This window comes from Enterococcus moraviensis ATCC BAA-383 (genome assembly GCF_000407445.1).
Taxonomy (GTDB): domain Bacteria; phylum Bacillota; class Bacilli; order Lactobacillales; family Enterococcaceae; genus Enterococcus_L; species Enterococcus_L moraviensis.
Window position 1 is genome coordinate 30,426 of record NZ_ASWB01000004.1, and the last position, 25,710, is coordinate 56,135.

Here is a 25,710-nt window from a genome sequence, read left to right on the forward strand (position 1 = left end):
TGAAATCATTTGATTTCAAGCCTTTTTTTCTTAGTAAAGTTCTGATGCAGCTTCTTGATCTAAAACAATCGTTAAGTTAGGATGTGTTTGTAGTAAAGAAGCAGGTACTTCATTTGTAACTGGACCGAAGAAAGCCTGTTTGATGATTGCGGCTTTTTTCTTACCTGTGGCAAAGAGCACAATCTCTTTTGCTTGCATCACGCTTTTTGGTCCCATGGTTACGTAAAAGTCTGGACGTTCATTTTCATCGCCGCCGACCTCGCTTAATAAAATATCTTTCATATTTTCAGTGGCATCTTCTCCTACATAAGAAGTTAAATCTTCAAATTTTGTTGTTCCTGGAAGATTTCCACAATAATGACCATCTGCTCCGATACCTAGTAAAATCAAGTCTAATCCGCCATTTTGTTCGATCCTCTCATCTTGTGATTGATAGTTATTTTCATCTAATGGATGGATATGGTCTTCTGAAATTTCGGCTGGATTGAAGAAGAGATTATTGAGATTGGTCATAGTGACGCCATAACCTTTCTTTTGCTTGAAAGGAATTTCGTCGAAATTGTAGTAATGTACATTATCAAAATAAGGTTTATTTTTTACATCTGTTACTAGGTATTCATACATTTTAACCGGTGTTGATCCAGCTGTTATTGCAAGGTTAACTCGTTTTTTTTGATACATTTTACCTAAAAGAATATTTGCTGCGACACGACTCATTTTTTCGTAGTTTTCTTCAATGATGATGTTCATTTTGATTACCTCTCCTTCTTTTTATTTAATTTATCATATGGGAACCATCCCATGTCAATGGATTTTTATAGGCAAATCAATATCATTATTTTTTTATTCGGATTATGATAGAGAAAAGAAGAGGTGAAGAAATAATGGAACATCAATATGAGAAAGCGATTTTTGCCGGTGGCTGTTTCTGGTGTATGGTTAAACCTTTTGATACACAGCCAGGTATTATTTCAGTTGTAGCAGGTTATACGGGAGGACACATTGAAAATCCGAGTTATGAACAAGTTACGACTGGGCTTACTGGACATACAGAAGCAGTTGAAATAACATATGATCCGGCAGTTATTTCGTATGAGAAACTAGTAGAAACGTATTGGCAACAAACAGACCCGACGGATGCTTTGGGACAATTTGCTGATCGAGGGGAGTCTTATCGCCCAGTTATTTTTTATACAAATGAGGCCCAAAAAAAGAGTGCGGAAAAATCGAAAGAAGCATTGCAAGCCAGTGGTCGCTTTACACAACCAATCGTAACCAAAATTGAACCAGCCCAACCTTTTTATCCGGCAGAAGACTATCATCAAGAGTATTATAAAAAACATAGCGTGCATTATAATTTGTATAAAGAAGGTTCTGGTCGAGCTGGATTTATTCGAAAAAATTGGAAAAATAAATAAATTTGAGAAACGAGATAAAAGTGTAAAAGAGCTTTTGTCTCGTTTCTATTTACATAAAAAAACACAAAATAGTCCTATAGTTAGGAAGGGAACAAAAGGAAGTCGCCGTATTTTTTTCTGAAAAACGGATTGATAAACTAGTAAAAAGAGTAAACCACTACTACTCGCACAAAACAGTAAGAAAATCAGCGGTTCATACCCTAAGAGCGCACCTAATAAAACTAACAAGATAATATCTCCTCCACCGATAGAATCAGGATAGATTTTAGTTAAACCATACAGACTAATAAAAATGGCGAAGCTTGTAAAAAAATAGATCGGTAATGCTAAATAAATGTGCCAAGCACACAAGAAAAAGGCAAGCGGATAAAATAACCGAGGTGCAACAATCAAATAAAAAATATCTGTTAGAGATAGGACAACAGCTGTAAGCAGTAAAAAAAGTGAGTAGCAGGGCTGAATAGAATCAAAAGGGACAACAATAAACAACAACCCACAAATCAGTTCACTCATAAAATAAATGGGGGACAATTTATAGTGACAATAACGGCAACGAAAGCGTAGGAAAATAATAGAGATTATCGGAATCAACTCAAAAATCTTTAGCGGAGTCTGGCAACTAGAACAATGAGATGGAGGATTCAAGATAGATTTTCCTACAGGAATTCGTTCTGCAACTAAACAAAGAAATGAACCTACCACACAACCGGTAATAAAATGAATGACGAACATAAAAAAACTCCTTTCGTAATTAAATACGCAAATAAAAGCGTTTTTAACTAGACAAATATTTTTTTATTAGGAATAATAAAGGGGAGAAATGAGGCGAAAGAATGGAGAAAATAGCAATTGGTGTAGATATTGGTACGACACAAACAAAAGCTGTCGCTTTTAGAGAAGATGGGACAGTACATTCATCTGCCTATGTTCGTTATCCCCTTATTCAAGAAACAGAAGGAATGGCAGAACAAGATGTAGAGCAGATTTTTCAGGCAGTGACCACATGTATCCAACAAGTAGTAGCGAAAGTTCATCCACTTGAAATCTCAGTTGTATCTTTTTCTACAGCGATGCATGGATTGATTGTCATGGACGAAAATAATCAACCTTTGACGCGAGTGATTACATGGGCAGATAATCGTGCAGAAAAATACGCTGAAGAACTTAGAGATACTGCCTTAGGGCAAACCGTTTATCAAAATACAGGGTTACCGATGCATCCGATGACTCCTTTTCATAAAATTCGCTGGTTAAAGGAAGAGTTTCCTCAGATTTATGAACAAGCAGAAAAATTTATCGGTATGAAAGAATATGTTTTTTATCGTTTGTTTGATCGATATATTACAGATATAAGCACTGCTTCAGGAACGGGTTTTTTAAATATTCATGATCTGTCTTGGGATCAGATCGCTTTAACAGAAATGGGTATTAGTATGGATCAATTACCAGTATTGGACAGACCTACTTATCAATTAACTGGTTTAAAAGCGGAGTGGAGCGATCAATTAGGGTTAACTGCAAAAACGATTTTTGTATTAGGTGGAGCCGATGGTCCGTTATCTAATCTAGGTTTAGGTGCTGTAGCAAAAGGGACTGCAACATTAACGGTTGGCACGAGTGGCGCTTTGCGTTATACCGTAGGAAAACCTCAAACACATCCGCAAGCTGAAACTTTTTGTTGCGTACTGGATGAAAATCATTGGGTAATTGGTGGTGCTACAAGTAATGGAGCGGGTATTTTTGACTGGGCTTGTGAAAATTTATTGAAGGAAGTTCAAACGGAAGCTCGTATTTCTGGTCAAAATCCTTATGATGCCGTTATGGAACGGGTAAAAGAAACACCGGCTGGGTCAAAAGGAGTGATGTTTCATCCGTATTTGCTAGGCGAGCGTGCTCCTTTGTGGAATGCTGAAGCAACGGGGAGTTTCATTGGTTTAAAACGAAATCATGATGACACATTAATGATGCGAGCGGTGATTGAGGGAATTTGTTTGAACTTGAAGCGTATTTTAACAGAATTAGAAGAGCTCGGAGGGCCTGTAAAAGAAATACGTGCTACTGGCGGTTTTGCTGATTCAGCAGTGTTTAAAAGTGTGATGGCTGATGTGTTGGGGTATAGACTTTCACTCACTGAAAGTGTTGAAGCCTCGGCTTTAGGAGCTATTTTGCTAGGCTGGCAAAGTTTGGGGAAGGTGCTTGATTTAGAAGCTGCTTGTGAGCAAGTTGAGATTTATGAAATCGTCGAGCCTAATAGCGAGAGTACGCAGGTCTATCAACAGATGTATCCACTATTCATAACAACGCAACAGCAATTATCCGCCAGTTATCACCAATTAGCGAAGTTAAGAACAGATTTAGAATAAATTTTTTTGACAAATAACATGGAACTTGTTTTACTAGTAGTAAGAGAACGGAGGAAAGGAAATGAAAAAGTTATGGATCACCTCTTTGGTTTTAGTAGGGGTTTTTCTGACGGGTTGCGGTGCTAAAGGTATCCCAGCTGAAGAAGCAGGGGCGCTATTTGTTGATCGACTCGTTTATCAAAAAGACGAAAACAAATTTGCAAAAGAATTTCGTGATGGTAAGCAAGTTGGAGCCGAGCTAGATGAGAACAGTAAAGCGTTCGAAGAAAATTTTGCGAAAGGCTTATCCGCTACAGGGGCCAAAGTTCCTGAAAAAGAAGCTAATCAGTTAACGAAAGAGCTATTGCAACAAGCAAAAGAAAAGTCAACGTATAAAATTGTGAAAATAGATGAAACAAAAACTGGCGCAACCATTTCTTATTATGTGACTGGCTTAGACTTAGTGAGCGCAATGCAAGAGATGACCAGACAACTCGTTAAAGAGACCTTTGCTGATCCAACTATAGCAAAAGATGAGCAAAAAACGATAGAAGCCACTTTTTCTATTTTAGAAGAACGAGTTAAAGCGATTAAAATCAAGACAGACCCAGTTGAACTAAAATTACACCTAGAGAAAGAAAAAGGTAAATGGTTTGTACCTGAAAATCAAAAAACAGCTGTTTCCAATTTATTTATGGCTTTTATCTCTGGATCGGAAGATGTAGAAACAATGAATAAAGAGCTTCAAGAAGCGTTGAATGAAGTTGCAAAAGAGATTATTGATTCGTTGGATACGTTACCAGTACCTAATAATAACTAGTTACCCAGTTTATAATTATTATTAAATAAAAAATATTATAAAAATGAAGATTTTAGTGTACTTTTTTGTGGTTTCGTACTACAATTGTAAGTAGATAAAAATTTAGGAGGATGATGTATAATGAAATTTGAACAAACAAAAGAAGTGTTGAACCAACTTGTTGCCGATTTAAGTCAGTTTTCAGTGGTGATTCATCAAACACACTGGTATATGCGTGGACCAGAATTTTTAACATTACACCCTAAAATGGACGAATACATGGACCAAATCAATGATCAGTTAGATGTTGTTTCTGAACGTTTAATTACATTGGATGGCGCTCCTTACTCAACATTACAAGAATTTGCTGATCATACTGGTATTGAAGATGAAATCGGTACGTATGAACGTACAATTCCTGAACGTATGGAAAAATTAGTAGAGGGCTACCGTTATTTAGCAGATTTATATCAAAAAGGAATTGAAGTTTCTGGTGAAGAAGGCGACGATTCGACACAAGATATCTTTATTGCAAACAAAACAGATATCGAGAAAAATATTTGGATGTTGCAAGCAAAATTAGGTAAAGCACCTGGTATTGATGCAGATTCACGTGCAAAAACTCGTTAATCAAAAAAGTTAAAAGCTTCTGAAAGATAGTATACTATCTTTCAGAAGTTTTTTTAGTTTTCTTCTTTTTCTAATTTGTGCTTACTGTGTTCAATTGCGGCTTTGACTTGATCAAACCCAGTTCCGCCGAAGGAATGGCGCCGCTCAATTGCTGTTTTTGATGATAAAGTTTGATAAATATCAGATTGAATCAAAGGTGTAATCACTTGATACTGTTCTAATGGGATATCTTGTAAATAAATGCCTTGTTTTGTGCAATCTAAAACTAACTTTCCAACTATTTCATGAGCTTGTCTAAAAGGCATTCCTTTATTTGCTAGATAGTCGGCTAGTTCTGTTGCATTTGAAAAATCTTTTTCAGTAGATTTTTCCATGATCTCTTGATTTAGTTTCATCGTCTCTACCATACCAGCCATGATCTCTAAACTAGTTAAAATTGTGTGAGACGTATCAAACATGCCCTCTTTGTCTTCTTGCAAGTCTTTGTTATAAGCTAGCGGCAATCCTTTTAAAACTGTTAAGAGGCTGAATAAATTGCCATATACGCGACCTGACTTTCCTCGAATCAATTCTGCCATATCTGGATTCTTTTTTTGTGGCATAATCGAGCTGCCTGTAGAAAAAGTATCTGTTAATTCAATAAACTGAAACTCATGACTGCACCATAAAATGATTTCTTCGCAAAATCTGGAAAGATGCATCATTAAAATGGAACTATTGCTAAGAAATTCTAAGATAAAGTCACGATCACTCACGCCGTCTAGACTATTTTCGTAAATGGAAGAAAAACCTAGTAATTCAGCTGAATAAGCACGATCAATTGGAAAAGTTGTACCAGCAAGAGCCGCACAGCCTAAGGGTGAAATATCGATTCGCTTTAAACTTTCGGAAAAACGTTCTTGATCACGTGTCAGCATGCCGTAATAGGCCATCATGTGATGTGCAAACGAAATCGGTTGTGCATGTTGTAAATGGGTATAGCCAGGCATGATGGTCTCAATATTGTCTTCGGCTTTGTGGACTAAAACTTGTCGGAATAAGTGAATCTTGCTAATGACTTCTTGAACGATTTCTTTTAAATAAAGATGCATATCTGTAGCGACTTGATCATTTCTACTGCGGCTGGTATGCAATTTTCCAGCGACCGGACCGATTTCATCATGTAACAGTTTTTCAATATTTAAATGAATATCTTCGTTTTCGATACTGAATGTCAGTTCATCGGCAAGCAATTTTTCTTGAATCGTCGTAAGTCCTGAACTAATTTGTTGGGCTTCTTCTTCTGTTAAAATCCCTGTCTTAGCCAACATTTTCACATGAGCTAAACTCCCGATAATATCTTGTTTGGCTAATTTTTGATCAAAAGGAATTGAAGCGCCGAACGCATCAATCCATGCTTCGCTTTTTCCTTCAAACCGTCCGCCCCATAATTTTTCCATAATGCACCTCTCATTTATGTATTATTATTCATTGTGATAAGAAAGAAGGCTGGGACAGAAGTGTCTTACTCCGAGAAAATAAGAAGGAGTGTCTTCTGTGCCAACCGTTTGTTCTGATTTCTTGAGACTAAAATGAAGACTGATCGATTTCCTTATTTCGATCCGCAGATCAAAAAGAAATTCTCCTCGGATAAGTCATTTGAAATAGGTGAATCGGATAACCTTATTTACAACAATGTAAAAGTTAACTCACGTATAGATTCAACCTAGAAAAATAAGCATAGTAACGATCATTTTTTGTGCAGAGATGCTTGAACTTCTGCATTGACTTTGGTTGGAAGCCCCCAGAGTTTGATAAACCCAACAGCCGCATCTTGATCAAAGGTATCAGAAGAAGTATAGGTTGCTAAGTTTTCGTTGTATAAACTGTTTTCAGACTTACGCCCTTCAACGATAGCGTGTCCTTTGAATAGTTTTACCCGTACTGTACCATTCACGTATTTTTGGGTAGATTTTAAGAAAGCAATCAAGGCGTCAGTTAACGGGTTGAACCACAATCCATCATAAATGATTTGCGATAACTGGTTTTCGATGATTGGTTTGAAATGAGCTACTTCACGAACAAAAGTCAAATCTTCCAACTCTTTATGAGCAGTCATTAGTGTAATCGCTGCTGGGCATTCATAGACTTCACGAGATTTGATCCCAACAAGGCGGTTCTCCACATGATCGATCCGACCGATGCCATGTTTACCAGCTAAATCGTTCAAGTCTAAAATTAAATCAGATAACAGCATTTCGTTTCCGTTGATTGCTGTTGGAACACCTTCAACAAAAGTTAATTCGATAATATCCGCTTCATCAGGTGCATTCTCTAAACTAGCAGTTAACTCATAAGCACCTTCTGGAGGTGTTGCCCACGGATCTTCTAAAATGCCACATTCATTGGCGCGACCCCAAAGGTTTTGGTCGACAGAGTAAGGATTGTCTAAGTCTGCAGGGACGGGTACGCCTTTTTCTTTGGCATAATTGATTTCTTCTTCACGTGACCATTTCCATTCACGAACGGGTGCAATCACGTTTAGCTCAGGTGCAAGGGCGTTGATCGCGACTTCAAAACGTACTTGATCATTCCCTTTTCCTGTACAGCCATGAGCGATTGTGGTTGCCCCAGTTTCGTGAGCTAATTCTACTAACTTCTTAGCAATCAACGGGCGGGATAAAGCCGACACTAGTGGATAAGATTGTTCATAAAACGTATGACCTTGCAATGCAATCAAAGCGAATTCTTGTGCAAATTCTTCCTTAGCATCAATCGTATAGGAAGCAGAAGCACCGACTTCTAGCGCTTTATTTTTGATGAAATCTAAATCTTTCTTTTCACCGACGTCTAAACAGCAAGCGATCACATCGTATCCTTCATCCACTAACCATTTAACAGCAACAGAGGTATCTAGTCCTCCAGAATAGGCTAAAACAACTTTTTCTTTCATGAGTGACACTCCTTATTTTCTAATTGTCTTTTTTGATTGTTCTCATCATATCACTTGAAAATGCAAAAATCAACACTTTTTATAAATAAATATACATAAAAATAAATATTTTAGGAATAATATACATTTTAGTTTTTAAAAGGCGCGTAATATACATTACGCATATTTAGGCGTTTTCTATTTTGAAATTAGAAGTAAATTTTTTTAATCGTAAAAAATTAGAAGAAAAATAGTGGAAAACCTTAGAAATTCATTGACTTTACTAGTGATAGAAGGTATCATATTAAATGGTATTGTTTGCCCCACAATGAGCCCCGGAAACTCAAGTGAATGTCAAACATCGAATAGAAAATTGGAGGAAAGAATCGTGCGTACAACATATATGGCCAAATCTGGCGAAGTAGAACGTAAATGGTATGTAGTAGATGCAACAGATATCCCAATGGGACGTCTATCAACTGTAGTTGCTTCTATCTTACGTGGAAAAAATAAACCAACATTCACACCACATGTGGATACTGGAGATTTCGTAATTGTAATTAATGCTGATAAAATCAAATTAACTGGTAACAAAGCAAGTGATAAAATTTACTACCGTCACAGCCAATACCCAGGTGGGTTGAAATCTGTTACTGCTGGTGAATTACGCGATAAAAACTCTCGTCGTTTAATCGAAACTTCTGTAAAAGGTATGCTTCCTAAAAACACTTTAGGCCGTAAACAATTTACTAAGTTGAACGTATACGGTGGAGCTGAGCATCCACATGCTGCACAACAACCAGAAGTATTAGATATTACTAACCTAATTTAAGGAGGGAAATTCATTGGCTCAAGTACAATATATCGGCACTGGCCGTCGTAAAAATGCAGTTGCCCGCGTACGTTTAGTACCTGGTACTGGTAAAATTACTGTAAACAAAAAAGATGTTGAAGAATATATTCCACACGCTGACTTGCGTGAAGTTATCAACCAACCATTTGGCGTAACTGAAACTAAAGGCGCTTATGATGTAATGGTAAACGTTAATGGTGGAGGCTACTCTGGTCAATCAGGTGCGATCCGTCACGGAATCGCTCGTGCATTATTAGAAGTAGATCCTGATTTCCGTGCTGCTTTAAAACGCGCTGGACTTCTTACTCGTGATGCCCGTATGGTAGAACGTAAAAAACCAGGTCTTAAGAAAGCCCGTAAAGCTTCACAGTTCTCAAAACGTTAATTATTGGAGTCGTTGCGAATTTATTCGCTTACGAATACAATATGGGACGGAGATTTCGCAAGAAATCGAGTACCATTCAATTACAATGTTTAAGACACTTTCCAAATTTTGGAAAGTGTCTTTTTTTACCCTTTTGGGGACGAGTTTTCAAATGAAGGGCATCTTAACTTATATAAAGCCTTTTAAGCCTAGTAATTAATTTACTTTCTTTGCTTCTAGCAATCGTAGCTTAAACTTTTCATAAGTGGATAAATCAACAATGTTGGGTGGATTTACACAAACTTCAGTTGTCTTTATGTTGAAATGAGTCAATGCCCTAGAAATCAGTTCCATTGTTGCAACACCTTCATAAGCTAAGGTACTAAAGAGATGTCTAAGCTTGTGGGGTGTTGTGTATACTAAATGACTATGACGACACTTAACTGAGTTGATACGGTAATTGAGATAGTCCATATGACTGAAACATTAATATTTCCTTTCCTATAAGTATAAGTGAAGAGAAACAGCTTTATTCCTATTTGTAATAACTCCTGAGCTTGTTCATTTCTCCACACCTATTCAAAGTTGACAAGAGAAGGTGGAACGACTATGAGTGAAATATCAGAAACTCTAACACATTCTGATAATGAGATAACTGAAACATATATATACATCTCAAATGTTGTTGAATTAGCTACGTATGAGAAGTTTGAGAGCAGATTGAATAAAGAACGTGTAAAAATGAACACCTATGGAGACAATGCTATATGGGATGAATGACTACGTTGAAATTAATTATAAGAGTAAAAATTATTTAGGCTTTATTTAGGCTAATATATATTCAAAACTTTTGTGGCGGTACATAAATTCCTACGGTGTTATATTTGAACTTGAGCCTGAAGATAGACTGTTAAAACGTACCAAAATCAAAATGCTACGCTAGCTCATACAGCTCCCAAATTAGCAGTTAAAGCATATGGACCTCAAGTTGATTTAGCAGGAGAAACCTATATTGATCATATTATTTCAGTTGGTAAATTTGTTATGTAAACAACAAATGACGATAAGGCTTTAGCTGTTGCATTTTTACATGATATTCTTGAAAATACAGAAATAACTGAAAATGAGTTGCCAATTTTTTCTAGAAGATGTTGAGGCTATTGTTAAGATACTTACGAAAGGCATTAAATACTAAATTTACGATGAGTATATTGAAGAAGTTAAAATTAATGAGTTATCTTGTATTGTTGAGATAACAGACTTAAAGCTTATTACAGAAGTGATCTGGTGAGAGTGGGAAAATATAATAATGCAATTGATTGTTTCAAGTGATTAATTTATTAGTCTATTTTAACTAAATTAATAAAAAGGAAAGTATGAATTATTAGTCAAGTATGTTAGACTTTAAGTGGTTATTTTAAAGTGAAGGAGTTTGCAAATATATGGTTGAAAAAGAAGGAAAAGTGGATATATTAGCTCAATATGATAAACAAGAGAAACTGTATGCAGATTTTTTGAATTACTTTTATAATACAATCACAGGCATCTTAGATAGTGAATCGATTGTAGTGCAAAATATTGATGTAAGGTTAAAGAATCGAAAAAGTTTAGGTAAGAAGATTGTCTTAAAGGCTAAGTATAAAAAAATAGATGATATTACTGATATTTGTGGAATGAGAATAATAACATACTTTTCAGACGATGTGGATAAGATTGCTAATTTTATTAAAGAGGAGTTTGAGGTTGATGAAGCTAAGAGCGTAGATAAACGTGAAATTGATGACCCAACTAAATTTGGTTATGTGTCACTACACTATATTGTTAGCTTGAAAGGTAGTAGGAGTGAATTACCAGAGGCAAAAAGGTTCAGAAATTTAAAAATTGAAATTCAGATTAGAACAATTCTTCAGCATGCTTGGGCAGAAATAGAACATGATTTGGGATATAAAGCTGTAGGAGATATACCTGTTAAAGTAAGAAGACAATTTTCGAGATTAGCAAGTCATATTGAATTGGCTGATGAAGAATTTGTTAGAGTAAAAGAATCTATAAATAGTTATTCTGAAGAGGTAAGACGCAATATAAAAAATAAAACAGAGGAAGTACTAATTGATATAATTTCAGTTTCAACGTTTGTAATTAATGATGAGCAATACTTAAAAACAATAGAATCAATAGATAAATTTATGCCAAATAAAACTAAACGTAGCATAAATGACAGTACTTCTAAAAATATTTTATCAAAGATTGTTAAAATATGCACCAGTATAAAAATAGTTACAATAGGAGAATTGAAAACAATTTATCTTAGTTTGTCAGATGATTTAGAGAAATGCTTAAAAAGAGAGGTTGAATCACAAGAAATATGGGGAATGTCTCAAATTACACCTCTAATAAGTATTTTAGATATCATTAATAAAGCAAAAAACAAATCAATAAACAGCTCCGATTTTATTCGATATTATGAGAAGGAGCAGCAAGAGGTTTGGAAAGAAAAGTATTTAGAGGGACGTGAAGATAATGGCTATGAGGAAAATGGTGAATAAGACATTAAACTGGGACGTTATAATGGGCCAATAGATAAAATTCAAAATAACTAAAAATTAAAAAAAGTGATTAGAAAATGGCTATTAAAAATTTATGAAAGTAAAAAGAAATAATTAATATCGAACCAGGATTTAAGAGAGCTCTTAAAGCTTCACAATCCTCAAAAGGTTAATATCTTTGATATTATTGGATTTAAAGGCACTTTCTCATATCGAGAAAGTGCCTTTTTCCTTTGTATTAAAGATGATTATTAGTAGAGTAGAGATATTTGGAAAGAAATTTACTTAAACTCAGAAACAGTGGTACAAAAGTATTTCTAAACCCGAACTTTAGATTTTGTTTTTAGCTCTTCAATCTGTTTTTCCAAAGTAGTTGAACGCACTAAAAAATCTTCATAAAATGCTGTGAAAATATAAGAACTAGCATGGAACTCTTTGATAATTTTTTTCTTATTTAAAGGAATATCCCTATTCCCAAAAAAATTGTTTAGAACAGAGAGAGTTTCTTTCCATGAGTCAATCTGATTAATAGTATCATTTAAACGATACATATCTTGATACGAAATTTCCTTAATTGGTTGCTTATTTTTTGTAGTAATGACTTCTTTTTTCGTTGCTTCATTCATTTTGTTTTCCTCCTATAGTTGTTTTTATAGATCGATATACACATTTATAATGTTCCTTTATACGATTATAGACTTTTAAAAAACCAATTACAAGAGAAATAGATGTTTTAAACTCGTATTTTTGTCGTTTTATGTTGTAAAATTATGTACGAAGGGAGAGAGGTATATGCACGAAACAGATTTACGAATCTTTATATCAAAAAAATTAAATTACTTTCGACTGAAAAAGAACGTTAGTGCACGAGAGATGAGTTTAGCAATAGGACAAAGTGACAACTACATTAATTCGATTGAAAACAAGCGTGTAACTCCTTCTATCCAAATGCTGTATATTATTTGTGAATATTTAGATGTCCCAGTAAATGAGTTTCTTAATGAAACAAAGACGAAAGATTATTACTTAAAAGAAATTAACAAAAAATTAGTATCATTAGAAAGCGAACAATTAGAAAATATTTTAGCTATGTTGAAATCATTTTAATAGTATGCTCGATCAAAGGTGAATAGTGTTATACATTTGCTTTTTTTAATAAAGCACAAAAACCACTCTACGGCGAATAGAGTGGTTTTCTTGTACTTCTGTTGCAACTACGAACGAATGGGGATAGAAGAAGTTTGCTTTTAGTTATTGTCTTTCTCATCTAAACCAGTGAGAAAAACTGTAATCACGATACCTGAGTAAACTGAAATTCGCCAAAAAATGTTTACACCTTTTCTTTCATATCACGCGTTATTCCGCCACATTCCCACTACTCAAATAATTTCCTTTTTCATCCAAAGGTAACCAATCCAAGAAATTTTTCACATATTTATCCCAAAAATCCCACTCATGTCCACCCTCATCTTCAATATAAGTAAGTGGAATTTCTTTATCATCCGCAAATGATTTAAAGCCACGAACACTTTCAAGTAAGAAATCTTCTGTGCCGATTGGAAGATATATCTTAGGAATGTCTTGTTTGTTTTCGATCAATTGATTGATTAAATAGTAATAATCTTTATCACTATCCTTGATCGTATCGATCCCGCCAAAGGCATTGTCATAAAAGTCTAAACTCCAACCTGTAACGGATAATAATTCAGAACGTGCAATAATTTGATCGATCATCAAACCGGGTGAAAAAGCACCGATATGGCTAAAGGTTTCATGGTATTTCAATCCGTTGATCATAGCACCATAGCCACCCATTGAAAGCCCAGCGATGAAGGTATCTTCTTTTTTATGAGACAAAGGAAACATATTTCTCGTAAATTCAACGAGTTCATCTGCCACGTAGGCACCGTAGTTTTCACCACGATTTGGTTTATCGACATAAAATTGATTTTCACCTGACGGCATGATAACAGCTAGATTATGCTCTTCAGCCCAGCGTTGGATTCGGGTGCCAGATAAATAATCCGTATAATTGCCAAAGGCGCCGTGTAATAAATACAATGTTTTTAGTGGTTTTTGTTGGAGCACTTCTTCTTTTCCAAATGAGATATGATCTAAAGGAATAATTGCGTTAAAGGTTACCGTGCGTGATAACATTTTCGAGATAAAGTTTACTTGTACTAAAGCCATTATGCATCCTCTTTTCTAATTTTTATCGTATCTTTTTGTCTAGCAGTTTGCGCATTCTTTTTCTTTTGAAGACTTAACAGAATAAAAGAGCATGCACTTAATAGAATGAGACCTATTCCACTCATTAAAAAGCTATCCGAAGCGGTTGTCATCCCAAAGATTTTACTTAAAAAACTATTGATTGTGGGAGATAAAAAGACGCCTAAGTTGATCCCGACTAATAATACACCTGTCGCTAAGTTAGCGGAATTCTTCGGTGCAATTTGCCCAACTAACATAAACATGAAAGGCGCTGCTAAACTAAAGGCTAAACCTGAAACAATGGCACCGAGAGTTACGATCGCAACTGAATTGGCGGATAAAATAATGATAAAGCCAAGACCGATACCCAATAGTCCAATTGGCAATACCAGCTGTTTTAACCACTTGAAAATCTTGCCATAGAAAACGCCTACAACAATGCCGACAATTGTAACGGAACCTAAAATACTTGCGGCAGTTTCTGGTTTCCCAATACCAGTTTCCACCAGTAAAGTAGCTGTTTTTAACATGATGACAAAAAATAAAGCGTATACAATTAAAGCGAAAAGCATTAAGCCGATGGTCGCTCCGTTGACACGTTCTTTTTCTTTTTTAGTGTTAGCGGTCGGATTATCTAGTTTTTCCGCTGCAGGTAAGGTCACAAAAAGAGCGAATAACGCTAGTGGTAAAACGGTAATAGCGTAAACTAAAAAAGAATTCTGCCATCCAAATTTAGTAAAGTAGCCAACTAATAAGGTCATCACAGTGCTGCCAATCGACCCCATTGCTCCTTGAAGCCCCATCAAACTGGCCTGCTCATCCCCAGAGTAAAGTTCAGTAATTAAACTTACGGCAAGGGCATTAAATAAACCAACTCCTGCTCCAAACATAAAACGTGAGGCTAAGATAACTGTATAATTTTCTATAAACACAGGAATAAGGCCAGAGATCAACGCAAGGCTGAGCCCTAATAAAACCGTCTTTTTCTTGCCTAGAAATTTAACAAAAATATTGCTTAACAAAACAAAAATTAAAATCCCAAAGTTTGGAACAGTCGCAATGAGTTCAATGGACGAAGTACTTTGATCTGGAAAAGACTGCTGCATCAAAGGGATTAGCGATGATACGGCCGGCCCTGCTACTAAAACTAATGAGATAGACAGTAGTGATGCTTTAAATAAAAAGCTGTTTTTATTCATGATAGGTCCTCCAATATGTTATTGTAATCGATTACAAGCAAAGGATATCATGAATTCACTCATTAAAAGGGGCAGAAGCTATCGGAAAAAAGGTCATTTTCTGCCATTCTGTTTTTTTCGATAGTCTAATTGATATTTTTTGGGTGTTTGCTGGAAAACGTCTTCGAAGGTTCTTCTGAATGATTTTTCGTTGGGGAAACCAACGATATCAGAAATCACATGAATTGGTTTTTCACTATGAAGTAATAGTTCTTGCCCTCGATTGATTCGAACCAACTGGACGTATTTCATGACACTTAATCCAAGGCTTTTCTTAAAAAGTTTACTTAAATAATTTGTTGACATGTGAAAATGATCTGCTAGGATGCCAACAGATAATTCTTGCTGATAATTATTTTGGATAAAAGAGATGATGGGCTGCATTTGACCTAAATGTTGCTGATAGACATTAGAGTTGATTGGCATTTTTTCGCGGTGCATCCAATCTTTTGCCATTAAATAGATTAATTCGTAAGTTAAACGGATTAATTGCAATTCTAAAAACTCTTCTGGTTCCCGCCTGACCAGATGATAAAACTGACTGAGAACTTCTCGTAATTGATTGAGTTGGGCAAGGTTTCCAGAGGGTAGATGATCAAAACGCATATACTCAAAGTCAGGAATCAGCTTACTTAAAAATTCATAAGGAATCTGGATAGTCAACGCTTCAAGATCAGCGCAATAACTGGAAACAGCACCGTGAACCTCTGCTGAATTAATAAATAAAATAGTGCCAGGTTCTGTTTGATAGGTCACGTTGTTGATCGTATAGTTTTCGATTTTTCCAGAATAGGTGTAGGAAATCTCGAAAGAAGTGTGCCAATGTGGCAACACCGTTCCTGCTGAATGATCTGCACCATGAACAATCCAATTAACGGGGATCAATTCGTGTGTATATTCAATAAATTCATGCTCGAAAACCATGTTGAGCCTCCTTAATTTTTTTCATGCCAATAGCTTTTTGGGGTCATGTGTTCATATTTTTTGAATACCTTAATAAAATAACTTGCATCATTAAAATGAAGCAATGAACTGATCGTATTTAAATCGTACTGTTTAAATTCTAATAGTCGTTTACTTTCTTCTATTTTTTGCTTCATCACATATTGATTGAGGGAAAGTCCTACTTCTTTTTTAAACAACTTAGATAAATGAGGAACAGAGTAATTTGCATAAGCTGCAATCATCGGAATTGATACATTCGAGTAGATGTTTTTATGAATAAACTCACACGTTTTTTTGACCGTAGTAGAGTATTTGATATAATTGTATTTACGCACCTCTTTGCAAAATAATAGTAGTATTTCTAAGATGGGCGGTTGTGTTCCAGAAAAGTGATCTTTTCGTTCAATGTCTTGAATCAAGTTGTCGCTTAAAGTATACGCTCGTTCATACGGAACACCGCCTTTGATTGCATACCTCGTAGAAACAGCTACAGCGACAATCAAGATGTTTTTTTGATTCCTCAATTCTGATTCAGTTGAAAGTATACCTGTCTGGCTATTTTGTTGAAAAGCATAATAATATCGTTTTACGGCTTCTTCGTTACCGTTCATTACTTCGAGGAACATAGCCTCTTCGCTTTCGAAGTCGTGATGATAAAGTTGTTGTTCAATTTGCTCACTTAGTATTTTTTCAATAATCGTTTCTCTTAGGTAGAGAATATTTTGATTGAGAGACTGCACTTCTTTAGCTGTGAATTCTTTTTCCTTCATAAATAGATGAATAGTTTCAGAAATCTTCAATAACCGGTCGTTGTGAGAAATGAAATTGCCGACTTCATCATCAATGAATAGACAAACCAATTGATTTAACTCGTCGGTATCGTAAGCGAATAGTAGCAATTTTTGCTCTTTGAAATAATAATTATGAATGATACTTGTTTGCGTGATTATTCGTTGAATTTGTTTAGCTGTCAACTGATGATTTGTAAGATTCTTTTGGTGACTGATCTGTCCATTTGCTTTATCCACAACAATATAAGAAAAAATAGCGATATCGGATAGATGGTTCAAAAATTTTATAAGCGCTATCATTATTTTCAGCTCCTTTGATATAAAAATACCATTAATCATATAATTATACTATTATTTCTCTCTGAAACGAGTAAAATACAATTGAAAGCGCTACTAAAATCCTATCAAGAGATAACAGGAGGAAACCCGTATGACTGAATTAACCACTCATTTTTTAAGTATCGATATTGGAGGCACCTACATTAAGCACGCTTTAATCAATCGTAGCGGCCAAATTATTTTTGTGAAAAAGGAAGAGACTCCAAAGACTATTGAAGAGTTCAAAACCTGTTTAACAGGTATTCTTGATCAATACAAAGGACAAGTTAAAGCGGTAGCTGTTAGTTGTCCAGGGAAAATCGATTCAAAAGAAGGGATTGTCTATTATGGGGGTTCCTTATCTTACCTACATCAATTTCATTTGAAAGGATTTATTGAATCTTATATGAACTTGCGATGTGCCATAATGAATGATGGTAAATCAGCAGCACTTGCTGAACTGTGGTTAGGACAATTAAAAGACATCGAAAATGGCGGTGTGATGACACTTGGTACAGGTATTGGTGGCGGTCTTGTTTTACATAAAACACTTCACTCTGGCAGTCATTTCCAAGCAGGAGAGTTAAGTTTTATGCTCCTTTCAACCGATGTTCCGATCGGTTTGGGGACTGTTGCGGGAGCGAAAGGTTCTGCAGTAAATTTCATACGACAAGCGGCAAGCGTATTGAAATTAGAAGATCCGTTGAATGGTAAAAAAGTTTTTGAGGAATTAGAAAAGAAAAATGAGTTGATTTATCCACTATTTGAAGAATTCTGTCGCAATGTGGTGATTGTTATCATGAATGTTCAATCTGTCGTTGATTTACAACGAATCGCTATTGGCGGCGGTATCAGTGCACAATCCATTCTTGTGGAAGAAATAAAGCGACAATATCAACAGTTACTTGCTTCTGTTCCGTTGTTAGAGACGATGTTGACGCCAGTAGAAATTGTTCCTTGTCATTTTAGAAATGAAGCGGGCTTGTTGGGCGCCTTGTATCATTTACTTGAAGAATTAGAAGGAAATTAATCACTTAATTTGAGGGAGGAATCATAATGGCACGAGAATACGATATAAAATTAGTAGAAGCAATCAAAAATAAACAATATACAGAAGTTCGTAGAGAAGTATCGGTCATCGTAAAACCTATTCCAGATTGTGACATCGATGGCGCAATGGATCCGCGCGTATATAAAGGGGCTAAAAAAATGAGTCTACTGACGAAATTTATCCCTAAGAGTATGCTGAAAATGGATGCCAGTCCAAAATCAATCAAACGCTTGCGAAAAATGTTTAACAGTGTGGATTCAACACCAATGGTTGAAGAGGACATTAAAGAAATGGCTTTTACGGTTAAAGCGGAAGATGGTTTTGATATTCCTATGACACGTTTTCAAACAGAAAAACCAATGGATCACTCACCTATCCTATATTTTATTCATGGTGGTGGTTTTTTTGCTGGGAGCACGGATGTTGTTAGAGAAGCTTTGAGATTATTTGTTAGTCAAACCAATATGATTGCGGTCGGTATCGATTACCGATTAGCACCTGAAAATCCTTTTCCAATCGGGCATACGGATTGTTACACTGGCTTAAAATGGTTAGCCGATCATGCGGAGGAATGGGGAGCAGATAAACGGAGTATTTTTGTAGCGGGAGATAGTGCTGGTGGAAACTTAACAGCCTACTGCAGTAACCGAAATATTGAAGAAAAGCGTGAAGATGTCTGTGGTCAAATTTTACTTTACCCAACACTTAATATGGGTGGTATCAAGGATCAATATACTGAATTTGATATTGATCAAGATGTAGCGATTTATGCAAAACAAGCAAGTGTTATTCGTCCAGGTATTGAGATTTTCGGTGAAATGACGACTAGTTTATCTGATATTTTAGGAACAAAAGACATTTTAACTAAATACCTAACGCCATATATGTCCGTCAGTGAACAAATGCCAACCACGATGATTACTTCAGGAGAGCATGATTTTTTAACCTTTGAAAGCTTAGCTTATGCTAAAAAACTGATTGATTTAGGTGTGGATACGACCGTTACTTTATACAGAGGTATGGGGCATGCGTATATTGATCATGTAGGGAATTATCCGCAGGCAGAAGATTGTATGCGAGATATTAGTGAATTTATTAAGAAAAATAGGAGATAAACTAAAATAGTTCTTCGTGTCATCATTGTCTATAACCCAATGAATCTATAGGGCTAGTTTTTTTAAGTAGAGAAGTTATTTTAGTAGAATTGGGCTATCATTTAACAGTAGACGAGGCTTGCAATGTATATTACTATGAGAATTATAAATGTCGTTTAAAGGATATACGAAAGACTTGGGGGATTTGTTATGAAAAAAATGAAAAACAGTATTTTGTTAGGTTGTTACTTGGTACTTTCTGGATTATTAGTTGGGTGTGGTGATCCCAATAAATCAACTGCCGATACTGATAAAGCATCATCTAGCAGTAAAGAAACCACAGAATTAACCGTTAGTAGCACAGAAAGTAAAGAAGCCACAGAAACCAAAGAAACTACAGAGTCAACTACTGAACAATCAAGCACAGTTCAGGATACGCAAGAAACGGATGAGTCACATGAAGATGCAAGCGAAGAGCAACCAACCGAAGCAACTCAATCAATGAATCTTTCTCAAATTCAGCAAGGCGATTATTCAAGCTTGAATGGAACGTGGGGAAATGGCTTAGGAAATACTATTTTTGTAGCAAACAATACAATGAGTTTTACAGACATTTCTAACCAGAAGGAAGCAGCAGAAATCACTGGTTTAAACGTTGATATTCCTCAACTAAATTCACCAGAGGGAACGCCTGAGTTGGTATCGTTCATGGGAAATAGTGACAAAGTTTCTTCTTATGAACAGCAACTAGGCATTGAAGAAAATCAAGGATTTGTTTCTTTAAGAAGTAACCTTCCAGGAGCCGTGATTTACGTCTCTTTTTTACCAAAAGGTACAATGGGTGATATACTAGAGGGAGATACCGAAAGAGATAAAATTGTGGCTGTAGGCACACAAAACACTGCTACATCCGTTCGCGCAGATTATGTCTATTATAAAATCGACTAAGATAGTTTTATATAGGGTAAACTTATCGACAGATGAGTTTACCCTATAATCTTAGTCTGTTTCTTTACCTAGTTCCTCTTCTTCGTCAACAGATAAACTATTTGCTGGACCTTTATAAAACTCTCCCAAAATCATCCGAACTTCATCTGTCGATTTCGTCCCCATCAATTTCACACGCAAATCGCTAGCACCAGGGAATCCTTTCACATAAATCTTAAAGAAACGGTGCAAACCAACGATGGAGCGTGGAACCATCTCTGCATAATGATCCTGTAAATCAAGCTGCATCTCTAATAAGCCAAGCAACTCTTTTGGCGAATGCTTTTTTGGTTCTTTTTCAAATGCATAAGGATTTTTAAAAATTCCTCGACCGATCATAATGCCGTCAACACCGTATTGTTCTGCAAGCTGTAAACCGACCTGCCGATCAGGAATGTCCCCATTGATCGTAATCAAGGTTTGCGGAGCAACACGATCACGGATTTCCATGATTTGAGGAATCAAGTCCCAGTGAGCATCGACTTTACTCATTTCATTACGCGTTCGTAAGTGAACAGAAAGGTTGGCAATATCTTGCTTCAATAAATGGGTGATCCAGTCTTCCATTTCAGCAATTTCTGCATAGCCGATCCTTGTTTTAACACTGACTGGCAAACCACCAGCTTTGGCCGCTTCAATCAATTCAGCCGCTACTTCTGGTCTTAAAATTAAACCGCTCCCTTTACCACGTCCTGCAACGTTAGGAACAGGGCACCCCATATTAAGATCTATTCCTTTAAAGCCCATTTCGGCTAATCCTCGGCTCATCTCGCTAAAGAATGTAGGATTGTCACCCCAAATATGAGCGACCATAGGCTGTTCATCTTCAGTAAAAATCAAACGGCCACGTACGCTTTCGATACCATCAGGATGGCAATAACTATCCGAATTCGTAAATTCAGTAAAGAAGACATCAGGTGCGCCTGCTGCTTTGACAACATGGCGAAAGACAACATCCGTCACATCTTCCATTGGTGCTAAAATAAAAAAAGGCTTTGGTAACTCTGCCCAAAAATTATTCATCATTAAATACTCTCCACTCTATTGCTTTCGGTTACGATCTGAAAAACATACTCATTATACTAATAATATTGGAAAGAATCAAAGGGAAGAGCTGAGTAAATCCGCAGTATCGAAAGTTTGCTTATTTTTAGTAAGTGTATTATACTTCTTTTGTCAGTTTAATTCTAAACCAAAGGAGGCATAATCGATGGAAAAATTATCAATTTTAGAAAAAGTAAAATTAAGTTGTTGGATGTCCATTTTGCAGTTTGTTCAAAAGAGCAATAGCAAGTCTAATGAGTTTCTAAAACAATATGACTTGAATGCTTCAAAATTCGATATGCTACATCAGATTCAGGAAAACCAACCAATCACACAAAAGGAACTAGGAGAAAAATTGCTTATCTCCAAGGGTGGTGTTTCTCAAATGATCAAACAGTTTGAAACGGATGGTTGGATCACGCGTCAACAACAATGGAAAGAAAAATACATATCCTTAACGACTAGAGGTCAAGAACTGCTAGATAGTTGCTTTATTGCACAAAGTAAGCAACAAGCAGCAGCTTTTGACAATTTAACGAAACAAGAAGTTCTTCAGTTAGCGAAAATCAGCAAAAAATTGATGAAATAATAACTATAGTTGGATAGTAAAGAAGAGGTGCAGGAAAATGAATAAAAAAATAAATGAAAAATTTGGAATTGATTCCTCAAATGGGATGGAAATAGGGCTGTATTCACTAGGCGATCATGTCAAAAATCCAATGACAGGAAAGCTGATCAGTGAACAACAACGAATCAATGACATTATCGAAGCAGCAAAATTTGCCGATGAAGCAGGAATCGATGTGTTTGGTGTTGGTGAAAGTCATCAAAGTCATTTTATCGGGCAAGCGAATCAAGTGATTTTATCGGCAATCGCAGCGCAAACAAAAGATATTAAGATTTCTAGTTCAGTAACAGTTTTAAGTACCAATGATCCAGTCCGAGTGTATGAAGAGTATGCCACATTAGACTTGATTTCAAATGGTCGTGCTGAAATCGTTGCAGGACGGGGCTCGCGTGTCGGGGTTTATGAATTGCTTGGGTTTGATTTAAAAGATTATGAAGAATTGTTTGAAGAAAAAATGCACTTGCTAAAATTATTAAATGAAGCTGCACCAAACGAACGAATGAACTGGGAAGGTGCATTTCGTGCTCCGTTGCAAAATGCTGAGATTTTACCGCAGCCTGTTCGGGGACACTTGCCTGTTTGGCGCGCAGTGGGAGGTCCAGCTGATAGTGCAATCAAGGCTGGTTTAGATGGTATTCCAATGATGCTTACGACATTGGCAGGCCCTGCACCGATCTTTAAGAGAGCGGTGGATGCGTATCGTTTATCTTTGAAAGAAGCAGGTTACGATGAAAAGGAATTTCCACTGGCAACAACAAGTTTGTTTTATGTAGCTGAAACAGGTAGCCAAGCGCGGAAAGAAATGTATCCATTTTTGAATGCTGGTTGGTCAGCGATTCGTGGTGGAACCTATCCAAAACAACATTTTGCTCAATCACAAGATACACGAGACACTTTAATGGTTGGAGGCGTCAATGAAATTATCGAGAAGATGCTTTACCAATATGAATTATATGGCCATCAACGCTTTATGGCACAAATCGATTTTGGTGGTGTCCCTTTGGATCTAGTGAAGAAAAACATTGAATTGATTGCGACCAAAGTGATGCCTGAAGTTAAAAAGTATACCAAAGAATAGGATGAATAGTGATGAAAATAGTTGCAATAATCGGCTCCGCTTTTGGGAGTAAATCAAGGGTAGCTGTTAATTATACAATCAACAAAATAAAAGTAGTTCGAACAGATGCTGAAGTGGAAATCATCGATTTTTCAGAAATACACTTTCCGTTTGCTGATGGACGTGACTATCTTCAACACGAAGGTGAAGTTGGTAAAGCCTTGAAAAAAATCATGGAAGCAGACGGCTTGATTATTGGGACACCGATTTTCCAAGCATCGATGCCAGGAACATTGAAAAATTTATTTGATATGTTGCCTGTTAATGCATTTCGGAATAAAGTTGCTGGAATGATCGTCACAGCTGGTTCGGAAAAACATTTTTTGATTCCAGAACAGCAAATTCGTCCCGTACTAAGTTATATGAAAGCTAATTTAGTCCCGAACTATGTGTTTATTACCGATCAAGATATTATTCGTCAAGAAATCAAGAATCCCGATATTGAATTTCGATTGGATCGATTTGTGGATGACTTTTTCTTATTGCTGGATACGTATCAAACAATGATTCAGCAAAAAGAAGCGGAATATGATTTTTAGTAATTTAGGTAAAAAAATAGCTACGGTTTCTTCTATTTATAAAGAGAGACCGTAGCTATTTTCTGTTTCAATACAGTGTCGTGCGTTTAAATCAAATCAGCATCTTTTAAAATATCCCCGATATACGTATCTTTTGTTTTATCAACAAACTTCTCAACGATTTTCCGTTCTACAAAAGGCAATTCCATTTCAGTTAGTTTTTTCTTATCAGATAAATAGTAAACAGAATTAGCTAAAGTCCGTAAATCGTAAGCTGATGCAAAAACTTCTGGAACACCACGTTCAACGTCTAATAATTGATAGACAGCTTCCATCGCAGTTCTAACAGAGTATTCAGTAGTGAAGACAGTATCTCGCTCCGTTTCTGCAAAGTTTCCGATAAACGCTAAGTTTTTAGAACCGTTAGGAATGACTAAAGGACGGTCTCCTGGTTCACGTAACATAAAGTAAGAGGTGATAAATGGCATATAAACTGGAATTGCTGTACACGAATGTTCCGCAAATTTAATGATATCTTCTTCTGGAACACCTAAGTGATACATCAACTCTTGTGCAATTTCCTCACCGGAACATTGTTCGATTGGTTTTTTTATATAATTTCCAGGAGTATTTGATAGTAAACCATAGACCCAAGTGATCGATTGTTGTTCATTTTGTTCTTTAAAGTGAGGTTGACGATGCATTGCAAAACTCATTAACCAGTTGGAATCTTTGATCGTGATGATTCCGCCCGTCACAATTTTGCCTGTTCGCAATTTACGATGTGTCAGTCTAGAAATATAAGGCTCGATATCGAAGTTTTCCCATGTTACAGTAGCAGAAACGAACCAACTTTCTGCTGGTAAATTTTCACAAAAGACATCAGGATTTCCGAATTCTGGTGATTGTTTTGCTAAATTTTTCCAAAGGTTCCAACTACCGCCTAGGTCATGTGTGATCGGTGCGGGTGTATGGTGGTCGCCCTCTGTTGAACTTTCAGTGATTGAACCGTTTGTTACGAAAACCAAGTCATTTTCGGTTAAGTGAATTTCTTCTGTTTTACCAGCTTTGGTTAGTAAGATACTTTTCGCAACTTTTGTTTCTTCGGTGATATCCACTTTGATATCATTGATTTTTGTTTCATATTGGAAATCTACACCATTGTCGTCTAAAAAGGCTAATAATGGTTTGACTAAAGACTCAAATTGATTATAACGTGTAAATTTTAAAGCAGTAAAATCTGGTAACCCTTTAATATGATGAATAAAGCGCATCACGTAGCGTCTCATTTCAATAGCGGAGTGCCATTTTTCAAAAGCGAACATCGTACACCAATATAACCAAAAATTCGATTCAAAAAATTCTTCGGTGAAGACATCTTTAATTCGTTTTCCGATTAGTTTATCTTCTGAGGTCATAAATAAATCAACGAGTTCTTTTTGTGCTTTTTTAGAGAGCGTAAATTCACCATCATCTGAGGCGCGTTCGCCTCGATTATAAATAATACGGCAGTTTGAAGAGTTAGGATCGTCATGATCTAGCCAATAAAATTCATCTAATACAGAAGCATCCTCAACTTCTAGTGAAGGAACAGAACGGAAAAGATCCCACAAACATTCAAAATGGTTTTCCATTTCACGTCCACCTCGTGTAACAAAACCATCATGGGGAATGAATTTTCCATCCAAAGAGCCACCTGATAAGGATAGTTCCTCAAAAATATGGATATGTTCACCTTTCATGTGTCCGTCACGAATCAAAAAGACTGCTGCTGCTAAACCGGCTAATCCTGCACCGACGATATAGGCATTTTTCTCATCTACGCCGTCAGGTTTTCTGCTTCTTGCAAATGCTTCATAGTTTCCACTTACGTACTTCATAAAGATCCCTCCTGATTTTTGATTT

At 36.1% G+C, this 25,710-nt stretch carries 26 protein-coding genes; 15 read left to right on the top strand and 11 right to left on the bottom strand.

The features are described 5' to 3' along the window. Positions 1-30: 30 nt before the first annotated feature. On the bottom strand, positions 31-750 hold the full coding sequence (locus tag I586_RS13665; protein ID WP_010763461.1) for a glucosamine-6-phosphate deaminase: 720 nt from the start codon (positions 748-750) through the stop codon (positions 31-33). 134 nt (positions 751-884) lie between these two features. Between I586_RS13665 and msrA the strand changes: the two genes are divergently transcribed. Next, complete coding sequence (gene msrA / locus I586_RS13670) at positions 885-1,418, top strand: peptide-methionine (S)-S-oxide reductase MsrA (protein ID WP_010763462.1); 534 nt, start codon at positions 885-887, stop codon at positions 1,416-1,418. 45 nt (positions 1,419-1,463) lie between these two features. Here msrA and I586_RS13675 read toward each other — a convergent pair whose 3' ends face one another. Beyond that, positions 1,464-2,150, bottom strand: coding sequence for a prepilin peptidase (locus I586_RS13675; protein ID WP_010763463.1), 687 nt, complete (start codon positions 2,148-2,150; stop codon positions 1,464-1,466). Positions 2,151-2,251: 101 nt separating this feature from the next. Here I586_RS13675 and I586_RS13680 point away from each other — a divergent pair, with 101 nt between their 5' ends. The 3 genes from I586_RS13680 (at position 2,252) to I586_RS13690 (ending at position 5,189) form a co-directional block, all read left to right on the top strand. Further along, the gene (locus tag I586_RS13680) at positions 2,252-3,781 is read left to right on the top strand and encodes a gluconokinase (protein WP_010763464.1); all 1,530 of its coding nucleotides are present in this window, start codon (positions 2,252-2,254) and stop codon (positions 3,779-3,781) included. A gap of 61 nt (positions 3,782-3,842) precedes the next feature. After that, positions 3,843-4,580: a DUF5105 domain-containing protein gene (locus I586_RS13685; protein ID WP_010763465.1), complete on the top strand. Its 738-nt coding sequence runs from the start codon at positions 3,843-3,845 to the stop codon at positions 4,578-4,580. Between the two features lie 120 nt (positions 4,581-4,700). After that, positions 4,701-5,189, top strand: coding sequence for a Dps family protein (locus tag I586_RS13690; RefSeq protein ID WP_010763466.1), 489 nt, complete (start codon positions 4,701-4,703; stop codon positions 5,187-5,189). Between the two features lie 53 nt (positions 5,190-5,242). Here I586_RS13690 and argH read toward each other — a convergent pair whose 3' ends face one another. Both argH and I586_RS13700 read right to left on the bottom strand, forming a co-directional pair. After that, positions 5,243-6,628, bottom strand: coding sequence for an argininosuccinate lyase (argH, locus tag I586_RS13695; protein WP_010763467.1), 1,386 nt, complete (start codon positions 6,626-6,628; stop codon positions 5,243-5,245). 290 nt (positions 6,629-6,918) lie between these two features. Continuing rightward, on the bottom strand, positions 6,919-8,121 hold the full coding sequence (locus I586_RS13700; protein ID WP_010763468.1) for an argininosuccinate synthase: 1,203 nt from the start codon (positions 8,119-8,121) through the stop codon (positions 6,919-6,921). 364 nt (positions 8,122-8,485) lie between these two features. On the opposite strand from I586_RS13700, the gene rplM reads away from it, so the two are divergent. From rplM to I586_RS13720, 4 genes are all read left to right on the top strand, one after another. After that, positions 8,486-8,932 carry a 50S ribosomal protein L13 gene (gene rplM / locus I586_RS13705; protein ID WP_303393681.1) on the top strand — a complete coding sequence of 149 codons (447 nt, stop codon included), beginning with the start codon at positions 8,486-8,488 and terminating at the stop codon, positions 8,930-8,932. A gap of 13 nt (positions 8,933-8,945) precedes the next feature. Beyond that, positions 8,946-9,338: a 30S ribosomal protein S9 gene (gene rpsI / locus I586_RS13710; RefSeq protein WP_010762225.1), complete on the top strand. Its 393-nt coding sequence runs from the start codon at positions 8,946-8,948 to the stop codon at positions 9,336-9,338. Positions 9,339-9,926: 588 nt separating this feature from the next. Continuing rightward, on the top strand, positions 9,927-10,097 hold the full coding sequence (locus I586_RS17295; protein WP_010763469.1) for a hypothetical protein: 171 nt from the start codon (positions 9,927-9,929) through the stop codon (positions 10,095-10,097). 662 nt (positions 10,098-10,759) lie between these two features. Next, positions 10,760-11,863 (top strand): GTP pyrophosphokinase, encoded by a 1,104-nt coding sequence (locus I586_RS13720; protein WP_010763470.1) that lies wholly within the window; start codon positions 10,760-10,762, stop codon positions 11,861-11,863. Between the two features lie 317 nt (positions 11,864-12,180). Here the strand turns inward: I586_RS13720 and I586_RS13725 are convergent, their stop codons facing one another. Then, a complete protein-coding gene (locus tag I586_RS13725) occupies positions 12,181-12,489 on the bottom strand; it encodes a hypothetical protein (protein WP_010763471.1) in 309 nt (102 codons plus the stop codon). 166 nt (positions 12,490-12,655) lie between these two features. Between I586_RS13725 and I586_RS13730 the strand changes: the two genes are divergently transcribed. Beyond that, positions 12,656-12,970, top strand: a complete 315-nt coding sequence (locus tag I586_RS13730) for a helix-turn-helix domain-containing protein (RefSeq protein ID WP_010763472.1) — start codon at positions 12,656-12,658, stop codon at positions 12,968-12,970. Positions 12,971-13,219: 249 nt separating this feature from the next. On the opposite strand, the gene I586_RS13735 is transcribed toward I586_RS13730, so the two are convergent. The 4 genes from I586_RS13735 to I586_RS13750 all read right to left on the bottom strand — a co-directional run bounded on the left by I586_RS13735 (position 13,220) and on the right by I586_RS13750 (position 17,348). Then, entirely contained in the window at positions 13,220-14,053 is an 834-nt protein-coding gene (locus I586_RS13735; RefSeq protein ID WP_010763473.1) for an alpha/beta hydrolase, read from the bottom strand. After that, the gene (locus tag I586_RS13740; protein ID WP_010763474.1) at positions 14,053-15,273 is read right to left on the bottom strand and encodes an MFS transporter; all 1,221 of its coding nucleotides are present in this window, start codon (positions 15,271-15,273) and stop codon (positions 14,053-14,055) included. The genes I586_RS13735 and I586_RS13740 overlap by 1 nt, the downstream gene beginning before the upstream one ends. 93 nt (positions 15,274-15,366) lie before the next feature. Next, entirely contained in the window at positions 15,367-16,236 is an 870-nt protein-coding gene (locus I586_RS13745) for an AraC family transcriptional regulator (RefSeq protein WP_010763475.1), read from the bottom strand. A gap of 11 nt (positions 16,237-16,247) precedes the next feature. Then, positions 16,248-17,348: a helix-turn-helix domain-containing protein gene (locus I586_RS13750; RefSeq protein WP_010763476.1), complete on the bottom strand. Its 1,101-nt coding sequence runs from the start codon at positions 17,346-17,348 to the stop codon at positions 16,248-16,250. A gap of 130 nt (positions 17,349-17,478) precedes the next feature. On the opposite strand from I586_RS13750, the gene I586_RS13755 reads away from it, so the two are divergent. The 3 genes from I586_RS13755 to I586_RS17415 all read left to right on the top strand — a co-directional run bounded on the left by I586_RS13755 (position 17,479) and on the right by I586_RS17415 (position 20,459). Further along, complete coding sequence (locus I586_RS13755) at positions 17,479-18,396, top strand: ROK family protein (RefSeq protein WP_010763477.1); 918 nt, start codon at positions 17,479-17,481, stop codon at positions 18,394-18,396. Between the two features lie 26 nt (positions 18,397-18,422). Next, positions 18,423-19,532 carry an alpha/beta hydrolase gene (locus tag I586_RS13760; RefSeq protein WP_010763478.1) on the top strand — a complete coding sequence of 370 codons (1,110 nt, stop codon included), beginning with the start codon at positions 18,423-18,425 and terminating at the stop codon, positions 19,530-19,532. Between the two features lie 189 nt (positions 19,533-19,721). Next, complete coding sequence (locus I586_RS17415) at positions 19,722-20,459, top strand: DUF6287 domain-containing protein (protein WP_010763479.1); 738 nt, start codon at positions 19,722-19,724, stop codon at positions 20,457-20,459. A 51-nt stretch (positions 20,460-20,510) separates the two neighbouring features. Here I586_RS17415 and I586_RS13775 read toward each other — a convergent pair whose 3' ends face one another. Further along, positions 20,511-21,524 carry a tRNA dihydrouridine synthase gene (locus tag I586_RS13775; protein WP_010763480.1) on the bottom strand — a complete coding sequence of 338 codons (1,014 nt, stop codon included), beginning with the start codon at positions 21,522-21,524 and terminating at the stop codon, positions 20,511-20,513. 184 nt (positions 21,525-21,708) lie between these two features. Here I586_RS13775 and I586_RS13780 point away from each other — a divergent pair, with 184 nt between their 5' ends. From I586_RS13780 to I586_RS13790, 3 genes are read left to right on the top strand one after another with little or no spacing between them, the layout of a single operon-like run. Then, the gene (locus I586_RS13780) at positions 21,709-22,131 is read left to right on the top strand and encodes a MarR family winged helix-turn-helix transcriptional regulator (RefSeq protein WP_010763481.1); all 423 of its coding nucleotides are present in this window, start codon (positions 21,709-21,711) and stop codon (positions 22,129-22,131) included. A gap of 37 nt (positions 22,132-22,168) precedes the next feature. Next, positions 22,169-23,248 carry an LLM class flavin-dependent oxidoreductase gene (locus I586_RS13785; RefSeq protein WP_010763482.1) on the top strand — a complete coding sequence of 360 codons (1,080 nt, stop codon included), beginning with the start codon at positions 22,169-22,171 and terminating at the stop codon, positions 23,246-23,248. Between the two features lie 11 nt (positions 23,249-23,259). Further along, positions 23,260-23,826 carry an NADPH-dependent FMN reductase gene (locus tag I586_RS13790; RefSeq protein ID WP_010763483.1) on the top strand — a complete coding sequence of 189 codons (567 nt, stop codon included), beginning with the start codon at positions 23,260-23,262 and terminating at the stop codon, positions 23,824-23,826. 86 nt (positions 23,827-23,912) lie between these two features. Here I586_RS13790 and I586_RS13795 read toward each other — a convergent pair whose 3' ends face one another. Beyond that, positions 23,913-25,685, bottom strand: a complete 1,773-nt coding sequence (locus tag I586_RS13795; RefSeq protein WP_010763484.1) for an oleate hydratase — start codon at positions 25,683-25,685, stop codon at positions 23,913-23,915. Positions 25,686-25,710 lie beyond the last annotated feature (25 nt).

Coding starts and splice junctions, on each gene's coding strand:
- I586_RS13665 (WP_010763461.1), bottom strand. CDS start 750: ATGAACATCATCATTGAAGAAAACTACGAAAAAATGAGTCGTGTCGCA.
- msrA (WP_010763462.1), top strand. CDS start 885: ATGGAACATCAATATGAGAAAGCGATTTTTGCCGGTGGCTGTTTCTGG.
- I586_RS13675 (WP_010763463.1), bottom strand. CDS start 2,150: ATGTTCGTCATTCATTTTATTACCGGTTGTGTGGTAGGTTCATTTCTT.
- I586_RS13680 (WP_010763464.1), top strand. CDS start 2,252: ATGGAGAAAATAGCAATTGGTGTAGATATTGGTACGACACAAACAAAA.
- I586_RS13685 (WP_010763465.1), top strand. CDS start 3,843: ATGAAAAAGTTATGGATCACCTCTTTGGTTTTAGTAGGGGTTTTTCTG.
- I586_RS13690 (WP_010763466.1), top strand. CDS start 4,701: ATGAAATTTGAACAAACAAAAGAAGTGTTGAACCAACTTGTTGCCGAT.
- argH (WP_010763467.1), bottom strand. CDS start 6,628: ATGGAAAAATTATGGGGCGGACGGTTTGAAGGAAAAAGCGAAGCATGG.
- I586_RS13700 (WP_010763468.1), bottom strand. CDS start 8,121: ATGAAAGAAAAAGTTGTTTTAGCCTATTCTGGAGGACTAGATACCTCT.
- I586_RS17295 (WP_010763469.1), top strand. CDS start 9,927: ATGAGTGAAATATCAGAAACTCTAACACATTCTGATAATGAGATAACT.
- I586_RS13720 (WP_010763470.1), top strand. CDS start 10,760: ATGGTTGAAAAAGAAGGAAAAGTGGATATATTAGCTCAATATGATAAA.
- I586_RS13725 (WP_010763471.1), bottom strand. CDS start 12,489: ATGAATGAAGCAACGAAAAAAGAAGTCATTACTACAAAAAATAAGCAA.
- I586_RS13730 (WP_010763472.1), top strand. CDS start 12,656: ATGCACGAAACAGATTTACGAATCTTTATATCAAAAAAATTAAATTAC.
- I586_RS13735 (WP_010763473.1), bottom strand. CDS start 14,053: ATGGCTTTAGTACAAGTAAACTTTATCTCGAAAATGTTATCACGCACG.
- I586_RS13740 (WP_010763474.1), bottom strand. CDS start 15,273: ATGAATAAAAACAGCTTTTTATTTAAAGCATCACTACTGTCTATCTCA.
- I586_RS13745 (WP_010763475.1), bottom strand. CDS start 16,236: ATGGTTTTCGAGCATGAATTTATTGAATATACACACGAATTGATCCCC.
- I586_RS13750 (WP_010763476.1), bottom strand. CDS start 17,348: ATGATAGCGCTTATAAAATTTTTGAACCATCTATCCGATATCGCTATT.
- I586_RS13755 (WP_010763477.1), top strand. CDS start 17,479: ATGACTGAATTAACCACTCATTTTTTAAGTATCGATATTGGAGGCACC.
- I586_RS13760 (WP_010763478.1), top strand. CDS start 18,423: ATGGCACGAGAATACGATATAAAATTAGTAGAAGCAATCAAAAATAAA.
- I586_RS17415 (WP_010763479.1), top strand. CDS start 19,722: ATGAAAAAAATGAAAAACAGTATTTTGTTAGGTTGTTACTTGGTACTT.
- I586_RS13775 (WP_010763480.1), bottom strand. CDS start 21,524: ATGATGAATAATTTTTGGGCAGAGTTACCAAAGCCTTTTTTTATTTTA.
- I586_RS13780 (WP_010763481.1), top strand. CDS start 21,709: ATGGAAAAATTATCAATTTTAGAAAAAGTAAAATTAAGTTGTTGGATG.
- I586_RS13785 (WP_010763482.1), top strand. CDS start 22,169: ATGAATAAAAAAATAAATGAAAAATTTGGAATTGATTCCTCAAATGGG.
- I586_RS13790 (WP_010763483.1), top strand. CDS start 23,260: ATGAAAATAGTTGCAATAATCGGCTCCGCTTTTGGGAGTAAATCAAGG.
- I586_RS13795 (WP_010763484.1), bottom strand. CDS start 25,685: ATGAAGTACGTAAGTGGAAACTATGAAGCATTTGCAAGAAGCAGAAAA.